Here is an 18,571-nt window from a genome sequence, read left to right on the forward strand (position 1 = left end):
CCAGTAAATTGGCGACCTAAATGTGTCGCCTCGAATTTAAAGCCGGCCAAGGTTACCTTTGCCGGCTTTTCCATTTAGCTTTGAGCTCGCTGTAACTTGGTAGGATGGAGGAGAAGAGCACTAGTCCAATGCCAATACACACCACAATGCTAAGGGGTTCATCTAAAAACCACCAACCTAACAATGCGGCAAAAATAAGGCCTGTGTATTCCACTGGTGCCATTTGGCTCGCATCTGCTCGTCGATAGGCATGGATAATCAGGTAGGTCATGCCGATATAAAACACGCCTAAGGTTAAGCCGACTTGAGCGACGGGGAGATTAAAATCTGCGCCCTCGTACCAAGTTGCCGGTATCAGAAAAACCATCGCAAAGGCATTAGACCAAAAGAGTGTTGAAAAGGGATGCTCATGGGTTGAGTATGCCTTCAAAATCAAGCTGTTTGTTGCCGAAGTCATGGCCCCAAAAAAGGCTAAGCCAATGTAGAGATTAAATTCTGTTGGTTGGCTTATCAGTAATATGCCCGTAAAACCAATGATGCCTGCTACTGTTCGGCGATAGCCTATGCGCTCATGTAAAAAGAACGCGGACAATAACAGCAGTAATAATGGCGAGGTATAAATGACTGCGGTGACTGTTGCGAGTGGCAGATGCAATACAGCTAGCATAAAGATAGCATTGCCTAAACCAATTAATAGCGCTCGGCTTAAGTGCACTTTGTAAAAGGGACTTAACTTGAGATTGCCCTGTAAACGCCAGACAAAGGGCAGTACCAAAAGTGTGGCAAATAATTGCCGGTAAAGTACAAGTTGAAACACTGGCGCATTAGTTTCAAGCAACTTAACCAATAGGTTACCGCTGGCTATCAACAATTGTGCCGCTAAAATCATCAATAAAGGTGCCATAGGTATCCATGTTAACGACTGATATTGAGGCTAAAGTGTGGTTCTATAAGTTAACGACTAAAATATCATCATAAGGCATCCAATTGCCGACTAATTTAGTCTAATCAATTGTAAAAAATAAAATGTAGTCATAAAGTTAACATTCTAAATTGATTTTCTGCGTGGAACTAAACGCGGGTATATAAACCAAGATACCAATGAGCAAAACTAACGTGCATAATTTCTGGTGCTTTTTGTTGCTGTTTTGGACATTTAGTCCATTTGCCCTTAGCGCTGAAATTGCGTTGGACTCCCCTTATTTATTCCATGCAGAAGATAAGCAGCTCCCGCCTGCCGATTTTAATGAGGTAACTCAATGGATGAGCCTACTCAAAGAAGCTAGCTCTGTGAGTCTGGCTGGTGGCGACTATTGGATGGTGTCTCCAGTGATGGTTAATAGCCGTCAAACTCGTTGGGTAGTCGATGCTAGTAATTCTATTGTTGAATCGGTCGATTATTGGTTACTTGGTAGTGATGGCTCAGTGCAAACGGCCCACAGTGGTTACTATGCACCCTATGAATTTTTATTCGATTACGGTCGCAAGGTTCAACTGAATATTGGGACTGATTATTGGTTGGTGACTCGACTGAGTAGCCGCTATTATTCCTCCGCCCCGGAGCTGGCTTTTACGTCAGAAGAGGTGCATCAGTTAACCAACGACCGTGTGGCCATGGCGATACTGATTTGTTTAGGGGGATTACTGTTTATCGCCTTATATAATTTGCTGATTTATATCTCTATTTTTGATAAGGCCTTCTTATATTATGGCCTTTATGTATTGGCCTATTTTGGTGGTTGGGCATTAACATTCCATCTACCCGCTCACTTGTTTAACTATCATCAATTAGAACTACATCATCTGTTTTTTATCAGTTTGCCGATATTTAATATTATGTTCTACAAGCATTTTTTACAGTTGCCTAGCTATTCACCCCGATTGTGGCGACTAAGCCAGTACTTATTAGTTGCTTGTGTTTTAGCCCTGCCTACCAGTATTTGGTTATTGTCCTATACCGCGATTATTGCCTCTGTACTCATCATGTTGTGGATTGCGTTGGCGATTACCTGCGGCAATGTATGCTTGATGAAAGGCTTTGCCCCTGCGCGATATTTTATTATGGCCTTTAGTTGTTTGCTGTTGCCTGCGGTGATTATTTTACCGGGCAATATGGGGATTACTCCTGATTTTATTGAGCATGCTGAATTTGCTACTTTGCTCGGCGGCACTGTAGATGCCTTACTGTTATCTCTTGCCTTGGCTAATAAACTTAAACTCCTTTCTGAAGAACGTAAGGCGCATATCGAAGAGTTAGGGATCGCTTGGGAAAAAGCAAGGCTTGATGGCTTAACGCGAGTCGGTAACCGTTATGCCTTTGATGAGTTTATGAATTCTCAATTGGCCTTTTCCAATAAGGTGGTTAACCCTATGGCGTTGGTGCTGCTGAATGTCGACAATCTCAAGATGGTAAATGATACCTTGGGACATCAAGAAGGGGATCGTTTACTACAAAGACTTGTGCAATTTTTGCAAGCGACCAATATTGCTCAACTCAAAATCTACCGTATTAGTGGCGATGAGTTTGTCGTTATTCTGCCTGCGAGTAGCGTGACAAATTTAGTGAATAGTTTGCGAGAATTAACTGCGCAAGTCGCAGCTGAAGGCTTAAAGGATTGTCATTTTAGTTTTGGCATCGCGATGAATACCGACGTAGCCGAACCCCATGAGTGGCTGCGCTGTGCAGATAGTAGTTTGTATCAGTCGAGGATGGAAAAACGGCGTCAGGAATATGCCGATAGCCGCGTGGGTGAGATCGCTTCCTTTTAAGCTTGAGAACAACTTATAAAACAAATAGAAAGGGCTGCACAATGCAGCCCTTTGGCATTTAGGCGAAGTCTTTTTCGCCTTTGATAATGGCCGGATGACCGCAGATGGCTTTAGCGGTATGCATCCCCGCCATGGTGGCGGCCTCGACACAACCGGCATTGAGACCGGTTTTAATCCAGTCACCCGTCATATACAGATTGTCGATACCTGTGCCATCGGTGTTGATCCGATATTGTGAGCTGCCTTTAACCGACAACACATAACGTTCCGAAGGATCCACATTGGCGCGCCAATAATGGCTATCGAATCGCGCTTCGCCTTGGCGGTTTTGTTCATCGTGCAACCATTCCCAGGGGAAACTATCGCCAACATGTTGCCACAGCTTATGAATTTCCATATTGAGCTGATTAATGGCGCCAGCCTTGGCTTCGGCGGTTTTGCGCTGTTGGAAACCGATATCCGTACGTGGTGGATAGGCATCCACGGGCAACGCCGAGCAGAAATAACTGGCATTTTTGGGCTCAAGGTCGCGCCAGTCTTCTTTATCGAGCAATTGATCCATTGATGCCCATGTATCGAAGGGCTCGGTAAAGCCTGATAAGACAGGCTGCTCGCCATCCTCAGAATAATTGGGCCAGCCAATACCATTAAGATCTTGATTCATCCAAAGTTGATAGGCTTGGGTCGCGACGGTCTGCACTTTATCGACACAGGTTTTGAGCGCCGGACTCTGCGCCATGACTTCGCTAGCGACATGGGGGACCGAACCAAGAGACAGACCAAAAATCACTTTGTCGAAGTCCACGCCTTTTTGTAGACGTTTTTTCGGTAGTGCTTGGCCAAATTGCGCCTCGTACAGGTTGTCCCAATCGCTCCAGAAGTGTTCAAGATTAATATCATGGGCTTTTAGCAATGCGGCTTGCTCAGGCTCGAGCTGATCGTAATTTGGGGTACTGGGCCAGCAGGCTAAGCCTTTCACATCAACGAGTGGATTGTAGTCTTTAACCGATGGTGCCAAAGTGACTTGCTCAGTGATTTCAATCGCTTGAATGCTGTTATTGCGACATTCTAAATTATCGACTCGATTGAAAAAGTGGAAATTAACGCCGCGCCGTTTCAGCACTTCATAGTAGGGGGTAAAGACCACATCTCCCATGCCGGCTTGCATTTTCCACATAATCCCGCCTTGATAACACAGGGCGATACGCAGCATGGAGCGAATAATTGTGCCCGCTTCGACATTCGGTTTGTCAAAGTTGCCTTTTTCGTAGGCAAATACCAGATCATAAAAACCGCGTACTGGGGCGCTGTCGACCGTGTATTTTTGGCTGGCGCCGTGTTTGATTAACCATTCGCGGTAATCATAATCGTTGATGGCATCGAAGCCTTTTTCAAACACATCGTCGACAAACATCCCTTTTAAGATGGTTAAGCCTAAATCGACGGCGATATAAAGATGGCGCAACTCGTCGTTAGTGTCTAAATGGTCACTAAAGCGTTTAACCAACCTTTGGTGCAGGGCATCGACGGCGGACTCGACTAAACCATCGTCACTCTCGCTGTGGACATGCTCATCGCATTCGCGGCCAATCATTTGATTAAAATGGCATTCTAGCTTGTCACCCAGGGCGTCGAGGGATTCCATCGCATCTTCTACTGAATCCTCTAACTTATCCTTCAGCCGTTCAAACCAGCTGGTATCGAGCCAGTTTTTCGGTGTCGCCATGGCTTTTTCATCGGCTTCCAGTAGGGAGTCCATGTCCTTTAGCCATTCTTTTATCCAAGCAAAGGCGGCCTTAACTACCTTCCAGAAGGTTAAGGTTTCGGTGCCATCTCCTGGGATCCCTGGGAGTGTTGGAAAGGTAATCGGCCAGCTAACGGAGCGACCATTAATTTCCTCCTGTAGCACAATAAAATTATGGGGTTTAAAGGCATCGAAGAAGGTGGCCAGCGGTGCTTCGGGCGGGCGGTTTAATTCTTCATAGGCTTTACGCATCAAGGCGCAGGCATTTTGATAAAAACCAAACCAGATATGGAGGCCATGCTCTTCAATCCGTTGCCCCATCGCGGCATTGCGGCCACTTGCGCCCTTGCCGCCGATTCGCCAGCCTAATTGATAGACATCAATCTCATATTGGTTCTGCCAACCGGGTCTGTCGGTGAGATAACAGGCGGCGGTCATGGCGGCGACACCTCCGCCGAGAATGGCAATTTTTTGTTTTTTGATTTCAGAGTTATCGACCAGCACTTCGCCCGGCGGTACTTCAAAATCAAAGTTCACATGGTAGGGCAGTAATACATGCTGCTCGCCGACCTCGACGCCTAGGGTTTCTTTGAGTGGGAAGCTGGCGTTATCAAAAATGGTGGCGACAAAGTCATTTTCTAACAGGGCAACACTGTGCACTTTGTTGACCTTAGCGGGCGATGCAGTAATCGCCTGATAAACCGCTTTTTGGCCTGAAGCGTCCGGAAACTGCTTTAAAAACACTTGGTCGATAGCGGGCTTAAACAGCAAATGAAACAGTTGCTCCTCACCGAGCTTATCCAACTCTGGAATAAAATCCGTTTGTTCTTTAAAGAGTTGCCAGGTTTGGGCTATGGCTTCTAGCGTGGTGAGCTGCGCCTCGGGTTTGGCATTGCAATTCACCTCAATCAGCGGGTGCATGGCAAGTTCAGTGTCAGGGCTAAAGTGTAAGAAGCTCTTTGTTGCCAGGGATAGGCGGGTTAATGGCTCTCCGACTGCGGGCATAGTGTATTCACACAAATACTTGGGATAACCGAATAACTCGCGGCCATTGATCAGGGCCATTGCATCATTCACCCAAATATGCAGCGGCTGAAAATACACATGGCTGATGGATGTGCTGTTGCTATTGTCTTGGCGACCGACCATGACCCAAGTGATGATGTCGGTTTCTTGGATCCAACCCTTGGCCCTATCGGTCGGCTCTTCTGAATAGGCTTTCTCGATTTGGGTAAAAGTTGTCAGTACAAAGGGCGACAGCACTTTAAAGTACATGGCACTTCCGGCCACTTGATTAAGGGTTTTATCGATCGAGCGCTGTAAGTTGGCGAGTTTTCCCTTGAGAAAAAAACCGTACATATCGGCTTTATTCAACACTAAGGGGGAGTGCATTAACATACTGCCTGGGGGATAGATAAAATCGGGGCGTTGTTTTTCCATGGGATCATCCTTTAAACCCGTAAAGATGTGTAAGGTAGTTTTTGTCGACAAAAAAGCATGAGTAAACCCTAAAGAGCATAGGGTAAATAGGCCAATTAGCCTATTGATTTTACAATTGAATTAAAAGATGAATAGAGGGAAAAACTTAGATTAACTAGCAAGTTGGATTAACTCCAACTTGCTGGGATTTGACTGCTTATAAAGCTCGAATTTGCTAAGGCAAACGGGTCGTAGTTCAGTTACTTCGATTTATGCTGATAGAAATCCACCTCTGCATCATCAGAATAACGGCGCTTAGTATCCCTGCGACGTTGTTTTACGCGTTTGTTTTTTTGCTTACCTTTGACGTTTTCGCCCCATGGCGCATCATCGTCGTCAAATTCATAGGAGTGTGACATGGTCAAAATTCCAAAAATATCTGTGCCATTTTCAGCACCCGATCTTTTTACCCAAAGGTGAGATTAAGCTAAAGCGAAATATTTAATCACTGATGGTGAAAAGTTTTGTCCAAGAACAGGGGCGAGCGATGCAAGCATGGCTTTTAGGCATTTTATTAGGGTATTTATGACTTATCTTAATGATTGTTCTATGAATAAACTTTGCAAGCGACAAACCTAATTAGGAAATATGTAAAAAGGCACTCAGGGAAAGAGTGCCTAGTTCTGATAAAAAATAAGGAGTTAGTGCTAGGGCGTGTTGACGTTTCGAGATTAGATTTTGTTCGTTCTGGCAAGCTCGTGCTCGCGAAACGAGGAATGATGTGTAGTCATTCTACTCAAGTGACGAGCGGCTCTTATGACAGAAAGTAAGAGCAAGGGTTTGCCAGACGAACCCTTCGGGCAGCATTTGTCTGACTTTTCTGCGGCGTTATCGTCCGTTTATGTAGAATAACTACACTGCACGGACTTTGCCTTGCATAAAATCCAGCCAAATTGCTGCAAAAACAACCCTGAAACGTCAACACGCCCTAGAGATTGCGCTGCATGCGCGCCACAAACATTCCATCAGTGTTGGCTTCGAAGGGCCACACGGTCAACATTTCTGTTTGTTCGCCGGTAAAGGGGTGGCGGATCGGCACTAGGTTGAACTCGGGATGTTGTTGTAAAAAGGCGGAAACTACTTGCTCATTTTCAACCGGTGAGAGTGAGCAAGTGGCGTAGACTAAGCTTCCGCCCCGTTTTACCGCCTTACTGCTGCGGCTTAATATATCCAGTTGCAGTGCTGCTTTATCTGTGACGGCATCGAAGCTGTCGAGCCAGCGCATATCAGGGTTACGGCGCCACGTGCCCGTGCAGCTACAGGGTGCGTCGACTAATACCCCGTCAAAATGGTTGGCGTCGACCGGCAGTGCATCACTGCGCCAGCGAGCAATGCTGATGCCGCCAAACTTTGCCCGTTGGGCGCGTTTGCTGAGTTCTTCTAAGGCGTGGGCGCGAATATCCGACGAGACTATGCTGCCCAAAAATGGATTGTGCTTAGCCGTGGCCGTTTGCATCAGTGCGCGCAATTGCAGGGTTTTTCCACCTGCGCCGCTGCAGGCATCCCACCAATGTTGCCAAGGCTCTGGTGCACAAATTTGACCTATCACTTGCGAAGCTAAATCCTGGATCTCAATTTTGCCCTCTTTATAGAGTGATATTTCATTGAGATTCATGCTCTTAGTGCCAAGATTTATGGCATCTTCAAAATAGGGGCTGAGACTCGCATCAATCTCTAGCGCTTGTAGTTGCTTAACAGCTATTTGGCTGTTGATTCCCTGTGCACGTCCCCAAATCGGTGGCCGGCTAGACATGGCTTCGATGAGATCTGGGCGCAGCTCTGGGGCAATTGGGCAGACCTGCCAAAACCATTCAGGCAATAAATCCGCGAATTCGAAGGACACTTCGGGAAATTGGCGCCGTACTAGTGCCAATTTATCTGTTAAGCTATTAACGCTAAGGGATTGAAGCTGTTGATAATCAACCGGCGATTGGGCGAGCTCATGCCAGGCTTGGGCGATATCTTGCCATGGATGGGCTTCGATTAGGGCGCTCGCGCTGAGCATGGCAAAAAATTGTGGCGCCTGTTGATGATCGGCCGTGGCTTTAAACCAGCCCCACCAACGGAACAGGCTAAATAAGGATTCGCGGATGACTTTGCGATCCTTCGAGCCGTGCTTTTTATGTTCCCTAAAGTAGTTCGCGAGCACTCGGTCGGCGGGTTGCTTGGTATTTAAAATCTCATCGAACAATAACTTAATGGTATTGGCATAGCTCATCGCGCGTTTTTGCGCGGGCGTTTGCGGTTCGATATTAAATGCAGAGTGAATAGTGGTAGATGATAAGCCGTTTGGATTGCCCATAAAGTTAGCCTGAAAAGTGGCTCGACCGAGTGATGTCCATCCAATGTGATGAATATGGCCAAGCAAATCAATAAGTGGCGCAGAGTGTAGCAGTTTTGCGCATCGCTAGCAGTAAAAAAGCCCCAATGCAGAGTTGGGGCTTGATGGGGAAAACGAATGCGCGAGAGGATAGGATGACCTACTTAGTCACCATCTTCTGGATTTGTTTAGCACGCTCTTCGTCACTCAAGACCGAAGGCGGAGGTGTGACTATGCCTTTTTGACAGGCGGGGCGCAGGGCTAACTCATCTAACCAACGTTGTAAGTGAGTGAGTCCTTCCATGTTGATGCCGCTCCATTCATGGATGCGCACCCATGGCCAAGTCGCGATATCGGCAATGGTGTACTCATCACCGGCCAGATACTGATGCTTGGCTAACTGGGTGTTCATTACTTCAAACAAACGTCGGCCTTCTTTTTGATAACGTTCAATGGCCGCGGGGATTTTTTCGGGGAAGTAACGGTAAAACACGTTAGCTTGACCCATCATCGGGCCAACACCGCTCATTTGGAACATGAGCCACTGAATGACCTGTGAGCGCTTTTTAGGATCGGCTGGTAAGAACTTACCCGTTTTTTCCGCCAGATACAGAAGAATTGCGCCGGACTCGAACACCACAAAGTCCTCGTTATCTCGGTCGATAATGGCTGGAATACGGCCATTAGGGTTAATGGCGAGAAACTCAGGTTGTTTCTGTTCGTTAGTGTTGAAATCTAACTTATGCACTCGATAGTCGAGACCCATTTCTTCAAGCGCGATGGAAATTTTAAAACCGTTCGGGGTCGCGGCGGTATATAAATCAATCATAGTTATCCCTTAAGTCTTAACTGGTTAATGCTTAACTTGGGTGCCCAATAGGGCATCGCTGCTAGTTTTTTGGGGTAAGCGACACTATCGCGGGGCGCTGGGCCACTGTCGCAAACCATGCCTGAATGTGGGGCAGGGTGTCATCCACCAGAATATCTAAGTTTTTAATAAAGCTAATAAAAACGTATGCAGAAATGTCGGCAATCGTAAAGTTATCGCCCGAAACATAGCTAGATTTGGCTAATTGTTGGTCTAAGGTCGGCAGGAAGTCAATGACCCGTTGGCGTGATTCTGCGCCCCAGGCTTCGACACAATTTTCTCTATCTTTATAGATACCCGTTAGGTTTCTAAAGGCTTGAAAGCCGACCATCAGACCTTGTAATTCAATGATACGTTGCCACATTTCTACTTTGGCACGCTCTAGCGGGCTGTTACCAAATAGTGACGTTTCACTGGGATGGATTTCTTCTAAATAGCGGCAAATAGCCACGGATTCACATAGGTAGCTACCATCATCGAGTTCGAGCAGTGGAATGCGTCCGTTTAAGCTTTTGGCTTTAAATTCAGGGCTGAGATTTTCACCGCCGCGAATATCAACATTCACACGTGGGATATCGATGCCTTTTTCGGCGAGGAAAATACTCACGCGTCTTGCGCTTGGCGTAGGGGCTAATTCATAAAGCTTCATGCTCTTTCCTTCTGTTAATCTTTAAGTTTGGCTAAATAGAGCTTTAACGGAACGATCGGTTAGGATAAAATTTACGCCATATCTAAACGATCAGTCAAGAATGTTTTGCCGTATGCACTCCGTTTAATACAGGCATCAATGTAGGTTTGAACCATGGCACGCAGTTGTAATTTTGATAGACAAGAAAAGCTTATTCAGGCGATGGAGCTATTTTGGCAGAAGGGATTTGCCGAGACATCGATTGCCGATCTGGTCGAACACTTAGGGATTAATCGCTTCAGCTTGTATAACAGTTTTGGTGATAAACAGAGTTTATATCGTGAATGTTTACGTTTTTATCTTGACCATTATTCCTTTGGGGCGAAGGAGAAAATCCTGCATGCACAGGCGGGATTAAATGAGATCTTGACCTATTTAGCGCGATTTGTGGCCTTGCAGCGCGAGCAAGAGTATGGCTGCTTTATGCAGAATGCAGTATTAGAAAAATGTCTCGATGATGACTGCGTGCAGCAAGAGTGCCAGCGCTTATTTGCCCAGTTGCAGACTCACTTCACCGGTGTATTACGCTACAGTCAGCTAGAGGGTGAGTTATCTCAATCGGTTCAGCCTGAGTCGCTAGCGGCTTTTTTAGTGCTTCAATTACAAGGGATTAGAGTGTTAGGTAAGGCGAAGGAATACGCCCTGTTGGATAATGCATTTACGGTATTAAGCGAATATCTTAAGAGTCTCGCGCTGACGCCACTTAAGCCCGTCGATGTGAAATAGGGCGTAGGTTAAACCGATAAGCATGAGACCAAGCGCATGCTTGGCCTCGTGAACCGCAAAACTGATGCAAAAACTAAAAGTCCAACTCGAGGGCAAAGCACAAGTAGGCCATTAATTGGCTACAGTGGGCGAATTGTTCGGCGCAGTAGCGGGCGGCATCGGCTTGGCAGAGCCGTTCAAAGGGAATGGGTTTTAGCGCGATAAAGTCCTTACGTTTGAGCTCGGTTAGCATGGGGTGGTGTTTATCGAATCCCTTTGGCGGGCGAGTCAAGCTATCACCATCCATCATAAATCCATGGTCTATTAAGGTTTGCAGCGCCTTTTTGTAGCCATTGGGATTTTCATCAATACAAGTCCGAATCGCATTGAGCGCCTTCGACTCGGGGTGCCAAATACCCGCGGCAATAAAACAACCGTCTTCGGCAATGTGTAAATACAGCCCCGGCGCATGCACATCTTTGCCCTGAAAATGTCGAAACTGGATCCCCACATTGGTTTTGTAGGGTGTCTTATCGTTGCTAAAGCGACTATCGCGCTGTGGGCGCATTAAGCTGCCACCGACTTTTTTGGCAACCGCGGTCAGTCTTGGCGAAATCGCAATTATATGAGGCTGAATTTGTTCAATAAAACGCAGAGCGGGCGTTCTGACGTTATCTTCATATTCATCCTGATGAGCTTTAAACCAGTCGCGGGAATTATTGAGCGAAAGCCGTTTGAGAAAATCTAAGCTGGCAGCGGTAAATGCCAACTCGGTTTGAGGTTGTGCGGTGAGCTTAGTCATATCCATAAAACCTTTGAGGTGCTTGAGACTGAGATTCCGACTGTTAGTCAAAACAGGTTAGTGCGAGTTGAACAAATGTGTGTGGATATTGCAAATTCTTCGAGTATTTCCCTGCAGTTACCATCAGGTTGTGATTTACATGTAAAGCTAGGTGAGAATTATTCTCATTTTTAACGTTGATGCCTATAATGCCGCCCTATTTTTTACACTATGTAACAGGGGATGGGGAGATGGGATATCAACCTAAGAGCACGATATCAAAAGCAATCATGGGCTGTTTGGGCTTAAGCGTATTGCCCGCGTTGCCACTCAATGCCAAGGAAGTATTAGGAGCGCCTAAGGTCGAGCCAATTGAGATATTACAAGTACATGGCCAGCAATACCGCCGAGCGACCACTATGACTAAGCCGGGCGAGGCGATCATCTCGATGGAGCAAATTGAAGAGATGCAAGCGACCACATTTGCTGAAGTTATCGATGATATGGCCGGTGCCCATGTTGATGGTGGTACTCGCAGTGGCGGCGAGCGCATTAACGTATGGGGATTTGGCGAAACCGAAGATTTCAACATTTATGTCGATAACGCCCCCGTGGGATTTGAGCAGTATCGCTATGGGTCGTTTTTCTTAGATCCCGATTTAATCAAGCGAGTCGAAGTGATTAAAGGGGCCTACGATGTCCGCTCAGGTAACGGCGGCTTTGGCGGCTCCATGTATGTTGTGACTAAATCTGCTGATGATTTTTTAAATTACAATCAAAACCTTGGCGCCCGAGTCAAAGCCAGTTACGCCAGTAATAACGACGCCAAAAGTTACACGGGAACGGTTTATGGACGAGCGAATCAACAACTTTCAGGTTTATTACATGTCACCCGCCGTGATGCGGGGGATGTGACGCTCGCCAATGGTGAAGCATTTGAATACTCAGGTTATGAGCAAAATAATTACCTTGGCAAACTGGATTATGAGCAAGGTGACCATCAACTCATGTTGAGCCTGACCCATTATCTCGACGAAGGCCGAAAGCCTTGGGCCAATCGCCGCGGTCCTATGCCCGCGATTTCTGATTATAACATCCGTAAATATGGCTCCTATGAACTGGCGCTCTATGCCACCACGGCCTACAACACCTATGAAGACAATACCTGGTCGGCGAATTATCGCTATTCCCCGAGTAATCCTTTAATTGATACCCAAATTGTGGTTTCCCATTCTGCCAATGCACGCCATTGGGTCAGGCCGCCAATCGCGTGGGAAAAGATGATAGTCTCCGTCGGCAACTTCGGCCATGAATCTTGGTTGGATTACAAGCGTGACTACATTGACATCAACAACTTAAGTATTGTTGGTAATCATGAAATCACCACTGGATTGCAGTTCCGCAGTCTCGATAGGGATTCAATGGTCTTTAACAAAAGTTATGAGAAAAATCCCGAGAAAAACTACGGTTGGTACACTCCTTACTATCAGCCCGAAGGGCGTCAGGATACCTATGCAGTCTATTTGCGCGATGCGATTAGTGTGACGGATGAGCTGACCATCACTCCTTCGCTACGATATGACTTTATCTACAGCATTGGTCGCCCCAACATTGCCCCCGATTACAACGATATCGAGGCAGGGCACGACTACAGTTCGACTCACCATTCGGGCTTTTCACCGCGATTGGGTATCGACTACCAGTTAACAGCGAATACTCGAGTGAATTTCGATTACGCCTACAGCTTACAGGCGCCAGTGGTCGATGAAATCTATGCAGTGCAATACGCCAAGGCGAGCATTACTGGCACGAGTCGAGATATCGATGTGGAGCGTCTGCACGCCTTTAAACTGGGCTTAATGACGCAGCAAACGAGTCTTTTTGCCGCCCAAGATACGCTTTCAACCCAAGTGACCCTCTTTGCCAACTTGGGACGGGACGATATTGCTCAGCGCCGCGGTGCAAAGTCCGACCCAAATCAAGCGATTCAAAGTGGTTATACCAATCTTGACGGCTATGAGATCTACGGCGCCGATCTCGAGTCCCAATACCGTTATCAGGATTTCTTCAGTGACTTAGCCGTTTCTTGGTTACAGGGCGAGCATCAGGGATCGCTCAGAGACAGCCAAGGCGAGGATGAATACCTTGCGAATATCGCGCCGCTGGATATTCGCCTGCGTGTGGGCATGTACATTACCGATGACATTTCAGTTGCTTGGCAGGGGACTTGGTATGATGCACAGGATAATGTGCCTGAAGATGATATTTTTAATGCAGAATCCCCAAGTGAGAATTACTTCTTACAAAATATATATTTAGCCTACGAGCCTCAAGAAACACTGAAAGGGCTCAGCGTGCGCTTAATGGCAAAAAATCTCACAAATCAGCAGGTGACGCCGTTTCTGTCGGATGGCATCCCCGCGGCGGGGCGAGATATCAGACTCAGTTTAGCTTATGAATTTTAAGGATTAAATGGCAATTCCAAGGGTGAAGAAATAGATAACTCATATAAAAAATAGGGTTATCTTGCCTTCCCCCCTGCCGTGAAAAGCCAATTTATGGCATAATCCGCGTTTTATTACGCATGTAGACAGAAAAAATGACTGAAAATGAATTGCTAACTCGCTGTGGCGGCAAATGTGAACTCTGCGCAAGTGACGTCGAACTCTCTATTTATGACTTACCGGTTTCCGATGGTCATGAAAACGAGATTATGATTTGTGAAAATTGCAGCAGCCAAATTGCAGCGCCGGATACTATGGACATGAACCACTGGCGTTGTCTGAACGACAGCATGTGGAGCCAAGTCCCTGCGGTTCAAGTGATGTCATATCGCATGCTGAAACGCTTAAGCGGTGAAAGCTGGGCGCAGGATCTGCTCGATATGTTGTATCTTGAAGATGATTTACGCGCTTGGGGTGATGCCGAAGCCGCTGCCGCCAGTGATGATACGCCACCGACTTTAGACAGCAACGGTGCCGTGCTTAACGCCGGCGATACCGTGGTCATCATTAAAGATCTTAACGTCAAAGGTACCAGCTTTGTGGCAAAACGTGGCACCGCAGTACGCAATATTTCGTTGACCAACAATCCAGAGCATATCGAAGGTCGTGTGAATGGTACTCGCATTGTGATCCTGACCTGTTTTGTGAAAAAGTCTTAAGTCATTTCGCTTAAACTTGCTTAAACGTAAAACCGCCCAATTTGTATAAATTGGGCGGTTTTTTTATGCAGAATTTAATCTTATCTACCCACTAAAAGTAGCCACATATACAAATCATTAAATTAGGCGATAAAATGGTTAGCATGTGAAGAATCTTTATATAGAGATAAACCTATGGCAAACGACTCGCAACTACTCGACGCAAAGCAAATGTCGGCTTCAGTTGAAGATGGATTAGATAAAATCCTCGGCCAGTGGCGGGCTGAAGGGGTGACAGAGGATTTAGTCCCCATGGCGGTGATAGGGCGCATCGCAAGGCTGACCAAATATATGGAAAACGCTATCGCCTTATGCCACGGCGAATTTGGCTTAGGTCAGGGGGAGTTTGATGTGCTCGCGACACTCAGACGCTCAGGTAAGCCTTATACTTTATCGCCTTCGCAGCTGTATCAAAGCATGATGTTAAGTTCAGGCGCCATGACCAGTCGTTTAGACCGGCTGGAAAATAAAGGCTTGATTGCCCGTGAGCACTGTAAGGAAGATCGCCGTGCCGTGCATGTTTCGCTCACTTCGGCAGGTAAAGCACTGATTGAGGCTGCGCTCCCCAAACATATCCAATGTCAGAGCGCGCTATTATCGGGGGTCCAGACTGCTGAGCGTGTGGCATTGCAGCAAATTTTAAAACACTGGTTAACCCAGTTTGAAGGCGAATAATAGCTTGGGCGTGTTAAGGCTTAATACTAGAGTTATCACATACAGCGCAATGCAGATCAGGGAGTGACCATGGTTAAAAAACGCGAAGCGTTTGAGATTGAAGGCAAACGAGTCATTGCGGGTACTCAAATGGGGATTAAATTACCCGCTGCCAAGCTTTATACCGATACCCAACTCGATATTCATGTCGAAGTCTTTCACGGCCTCAAACCTGGGCCGACACTCTTAGTCTGTGCTGCTATCCATGGCGATGAGCTCAATGGTATTGAGATCTGTCGGCGGTTACTTGGACGGGTTAACCCTAAAAATTTAGCCGGTACTCTGATTGTAGTGCCCATAGTCAATGTGTTTGGTTTTATTCAACAATCCCGTTATTTACCCGATAGGCGCGATCTCAACCGTTGCTTCCCAGGCTCCAGTAAAGGGGCGTTGGCAAGCCGGTTAGCCAACCTGTTTGCTACTCAGTTATTAGTCCATGCAACCCATGTGATTGATTTGCATACGGGGGCTATCCATAGAGATAACTTACCGCAAATCCGTTGCGATACCGGTGATGAAACTATGTTAGCCATGGCGAATGCCTTTGGCGCACCGCTTATTATGCACTCTAAGGCGCGTAGCGTGTCGATGCGCGGCTATGCGAATCAGCAGGGCATTCCCTGTATTTTGTATGAGGCAGGCGAGGCGCTGCGCTTTAGTGAGCTTGCAATTAAGTCGGGTCTTAAGGGCGTGCTCAATGTGATGCGTAGCCTTGGTATGCTTAAGGGGCGAGTCAGTAATAAGATCGCGAGTGTCAGTGCGATACGCAGCTATTGGATCCGCAGTGAGTCCGATGGCTTAGTCAATATGAAGCTCAAACTCGGTCAACGGGTTAATAAGGGCTATATTATTGCCCATATTGTCAGTCCGCATGGCGGTGATAGTGTGGCGATCCGCGCGCCAACGGATGGCATTATCATCGGGATCAGTAATATTCCTGTGACGAATGAAGGCGAGGGCATGTTTCATATTGCGCAGTTCGAAGGCGATGAGATCGAAATTGCTAACGAGCAACTCGATGAGTTTTTAATGGAATATGCTTAGGCTGTTATTCTGCCAGTATTTGCTAAAAAAGCAGCCATCAGTTTACTGATGGCTGTTGTTTTTATGTGGTTATCTCGGCTCTGATACATTTAGCCATATAAGTATCAATGCACTTATTGCTACAGTGTAAAGCGTTCGACAGAGCGGGTGAGCGAGTGGGCTAATTGAGTCACTTGGTCACTGCGTTTTGCCATATCCATTGCCTCATGGGCATTTTGATCTGCCGCGAAGGCGACCTCCCCCATACTGGACTCAATATGTCGGCTGTAATCGAGTTGTTGGTGGGCTGCTTGGGTAATTTGTAAACTCATCTCATTAATGGCACTGAGTGTGACTTCAATCTGTGCTATTGCATGGTGTAGTGTTTTACTTTGCTCCACACAGTCGTTGGCTTGTGTTTGCCCTGAGCTTATGGCCGTTGAGGCCGTGGTAGTTTCCTGCTGTAACGCTAAGATCATCTGTTGGATTTCGGCGGTTGAGGCTTGTGTCCTTGAGGCTAATGAGCGTACTTCATCGGCAACGACCGCAAAACCTCGACCATGTTCGCCAGCCCTTGCGGCTTCGATGGCGGCATTGAGGGCGAGTAGGTTAGTTTGTTCTGCAATGCTACTAATGGTGGTGAGAATCCCACCAATATTGTGGCTGTGTGCACTAAGGCGCGACATGATAGCAACAGAATCACTTAGCTTTGTGCTTAACTCCGCTATTTTGGCTTGATTATCGGCGGCAATAAGCTGTGCTTGTTGGCTATGTTTCGATGCTTGGGTGATTTGTGTTGCCGAACTACTGGCTTGTTCAGCAACAAGGTTAGAGCTGGTAAACATTTGTTCTGTTAAGGATTTCGTGCCATTGATGCGCTCAATTTGTGCGGTAGCTGCATTAGCGATGTCTTGACCTTGCTGATGTGTTTGTGTGGCTGAATTATCTAAAGAGTGGGCGTCATTGCTGATATGGGTTAATAATTTAGCCAGATCATCACAAAGAGTATTCATATTATCAATAAGTACCCCAAATTCATCATTGTGACGTTTAGGTATTCTCTTGGATAAGTCTCCCCTCGCAATATTTGCTAGTGCACTATTTGCCAAGGTGAGTGGTACTAACATGGCCCTTAGGGTAAAGAAGGATATTGAACTGACCATAAACACAAACATGGCCGCTAGTACAATGGCCAATGTTTGACCGCGTTGAATATCGTCATTTGCAATGTTTTGCAACAGACTAAAACGTCTGTCAGCTAGGGCTAATAATTTATCTAACGCAAGGGTATTGGCATTAAATTCTTGTTCCGTATTTTTAAAATGCTGTTCTGCTTGAGTGTGATTATCAACCACTTGCTGTTGTGCCAGATATAGCTCGCCTGGGATTGAAAGTAACCGATTGAATATGGTGGCTTGTTGCTCAAAAATCTCCAGTAACCCTAGGGTGTTTATCCCCGAAGCTTGTTGTTTTAAAAAGGTAAAGTTAGTACTTAGATTCCCTAGCAATAGGGCTATATCCTGTTTATGCGAGTTTATAGAAAGAGAATCCTGAGCATGCGTTAGCTCTGACATTGTGTTGGTTAATGTGTAAAGCATATCGTCAATGCGGGTTCCTGTTCCGATTATCTCCTCCAAAAGTGCCGGATTATCGGGCAATGAGATCGTTTCTAAATCGATCATTGCATTACTTGCTTGCGTTTTTGCCTCAATAAACTGATTAAAAAGTGTTTGATAATGTTGTTTTGCTTGTTCGTTCGCGAGCTTAGCGCTAAACATATCTTGGCTTTGTTGCTGGTAGGCTTGGTAGCGTTTTTGAGCTTCATTCAGTGATGCTTGCATCTGGGGTTGGTCGCTAACCATCTGTTTCAGCTCGTTTTCAATACTTTGATATTTATGCTCTAGCGCATTGAATCCTTTTTGGCTTTGCATTAGCTCTGCGGTGTCATTTTGGCTATGGGCTAAAGTTGCAAGGCGCGACATTTTAACGAGCACAAGTTGTAAGTTATTGCTTTGCTTCTGAACCGGTATGGCGAGTGTCTCGATATTGCTATAACTGATTTGAACTTGATAGAGCGAATAGTAGAAGAAGCTATTGCCAGCTAAGAGCAGGATACCAATTGCGCTGAAGCTTAAGAGCATTTTTTGCTTGATACTGAGTGTTAACATTGAGTCATCGACCTTTTCGTCTATGATGTCAGCCAAATAAGGCGATAACATCGCGTGGACAAGGGAAGAATACGCCGTAGTACAAGTACTTAGTTGCTTGTTTTTATTGG

At 46.3% G+C, this 18,571-nt stretch carries 14 protein-coding genes; 6 read left to right on the forward strand and 8 right to left on the reverse strand.

What is annotated here, in order from left to right:
* Positions 1-52 precede the first annotated feature (52 nt).
* A complete protein-coding gene (locus tag M0413_RS00970; protein WP_224020823.1) occupies positions 53-904 on the reverse strand; it encodes a DMT family transporter in 852 nt (283 codons plus the stop codon).
* Positions 905-1,101: 197 nt separating this feature from the next.
* Here M0413_RS00970 and M0413_RS00975 point away from each other — a divergent pair, with 197 nt between their 5' ends.
* On the forward strand, positions 1,102-2,769 hold the full coding sequence (locus M0413_RS00975; protein ID WP_249552834.1) for a diguanylate cyclase: 1,668 nt from the start codon (positions 1,102-1,104) through the stop codon (positions 2,767-2,769).
* A 58-nt stretch (positions 2,770-2,827) separates the two neighbouring features.
* On the opposite strand, the gene M0413_RS00980 is transcribed toward M0413_RS00975, so the two are convergent.
* The 5 genes from M0413_RS00980 to M0413_RS01000 form a co-directional block, all read right to left on the reverse strand.
* Positions 2,828-5,953, reverse strand: a complete 3,126-nt coding sequence (locus M0413_RS00980; protein WP_249552836.1) for an NAD(P)-binding protein — start codon at positions 5,951-5,953, stop codon at positions 2,828-2,830.
* 239 nt (positions 5,954-6,192) lie between these two features.
* Positions 6,193-6,351 carry a small highly charged protein gene (locus tag M0413_RS00985; protein ID WP_037416614.1) on the reverse strand — a complete coding sequence of 53 codons (159 nt, stop codon included), beginning with the start codon at positions 6,349-6,351 and terminating at the stop codon, positions 6,193-6,195.
* 569 nt (positions 6,352-6,920) lie between these two features.
* Positions 6,921-8,294 (reverse strand): RsmB/NOP family class I SAM-dependent RNA methyltransferase, encoded by a 1,374-nt coding sequence (locus M0413_RS00990; RefSeq protein WP_249552838.1) that lies wholly within the window; start codon positions 8,292-8,294, stop codon positions 6,921-6,923.
* Between the two features lie 178 nt (positions 8,295-8,472).
* The gene (locus M0413_RS00995) at positions 8,473-9,141 is read right to left on the reverse strand and encodes a glutathione S-transferase family protein (protein ID WP_037416621.1); all 669 of its coding nucleotides are present in this window, start codon (positions 9,139-9,141) and stop codon (positions 8,473-8,475) included.
* A gap of 61 nt (positions 9,142-9,202) precedes the next feature.
* Positions 9,203-9,829: a glutathione S-transferase gene (locus tag M0413_RS01000; RefSeq protein WP_037416624.1), complete on the reverse strand. Its 627-nt coding sequence runs from the start codon at positions 9,827-9,829 to the stop codon at positions 9,203-9,205.
* Between the two features lie 153 nt (positions 9,830-9,982).
* On the opposite strand from M0413_RS01000, the gene M0413_RS01005 reads away from it, so the two are divergent.
* Positions 9,983-10,594 carry a TetR/AcrR family transcriptional regulator gene (locus M0413_RS01005; RefSeq protein ID WP_249552840.1) on the forward strand — a complete coding sequence of 204 codons (612 nt, stop codon included), beginning with the start codon at positions 9,983-9,985 and terminating at the stop codon, positions 10,592-10,594.
* 73 nt (positions 10,595-10,667) lie between these two features.
* On the opposite strand, the gene M0413_RS01010 is transcribed toward M0413_RS01005, so the two are convergent.
* Positions 10,668-11,375: a DUF2461 domain-containing protein gene (locus tag M0413_RS01010; protein ID WP_156143189.1), complete on the reverse strand. Its 708-nt coding sequence runs from the start codon at positions 11,373-11,375 to the stop codon at positions 10,668-10,670.
* A gap of 230 nt (positions 11,376-11,605) precedes the next feature.
* Here M0413_RS01010 and M0413_RS01015 point away from each other — a divergent pair, with 230 nt between their 5' ends.
* The 4 genes from M0413_RS01015 to M0413_RS01030 all read left to right on the forward strand — a co-directional run bounded on the left by M0413_RS01015 (position 11,606) and on the right by M0413_RS01030 (position 16,314).
* Complete coding sequence (locus M0413_RS01015; RefSeq protein WP_249552842.1) at positions 11,606-13,819, forward strand: TonB-dependent receptor domain-containing protein; 2,214 nt, start codon at positions 11,606-11,608, stop codon at positions 13,817-13,819.
* Between the two features lie 134 nt (positions 13,820-13,953).
* On the forward strand, positions 13,954-14,517 hold the full coding sequence (locus M0413_RS01020; protein WP_249552844.1) for a PhnA domain-containing protein: 564 nt from the start codon (positions 13,954-13,956) through the stop codon (positions 14,515-14,517).
* A 174-nt stretch (positions 14,518-14,691) separates the two neighbouring features.
* The gene (locus M0413_RS01025) at positions 14,692-15,231 is read left to right on the forward strand and encodes a MarR family winged helix-turn-helix transcriptional regulator (RefSeq protein ID WP_249552846.1); all 540 of its coding nucleotides are present in this window, start codon (positions 14,692-14,694) and stop codon (positions 15,229-15,231) included.
* 69 nt (positions 15,232-15,300) lie between these two features.
* The gene (locus M0413_RS01030; RefSeq protein WP_037416636.1) at positions 15,301-16,314 is read left to right on the forward strand and encodes a succinylglutamate desuccinylase/aspartoacylase family protein; all 1,014 of its coding nucleotides are present in this window, start codon (positions 15,301-15,303) and stop codon (positions 16,312-16,314) included.
* Between the two features lie 119 nt (positions 16,315-16,433).
* Here the strand turns inward: M0413_RS01030 and M0413_RS01035 are convergent, their stop codons facing one another.
* On the reverse strand, positions 16,434-18,461 hold the full coding sequence (locus M0413_RS01035; protein WP_249552848.1) for a methyl-accepting chemotaxis protein: 2,028 nt from the start codon (positions 18,459-18,461) through the stop codon (positions 16,434-16,436).
* Positions 18,462-18,571 lie beyond the last annotated feature (110 nt).

The sequence above is a fragment of the Shewanella sp. 8A genome (assembly GCF_023475945.1).
In the GTDB taxonomy this organism is placed as follows: domain Bacteria; phylum Pseudomonadota; class Gammaproteobacteria; order Enterobacterales; family Shewanellaceae; genus Shewanella; species Shewanella xiamenensis.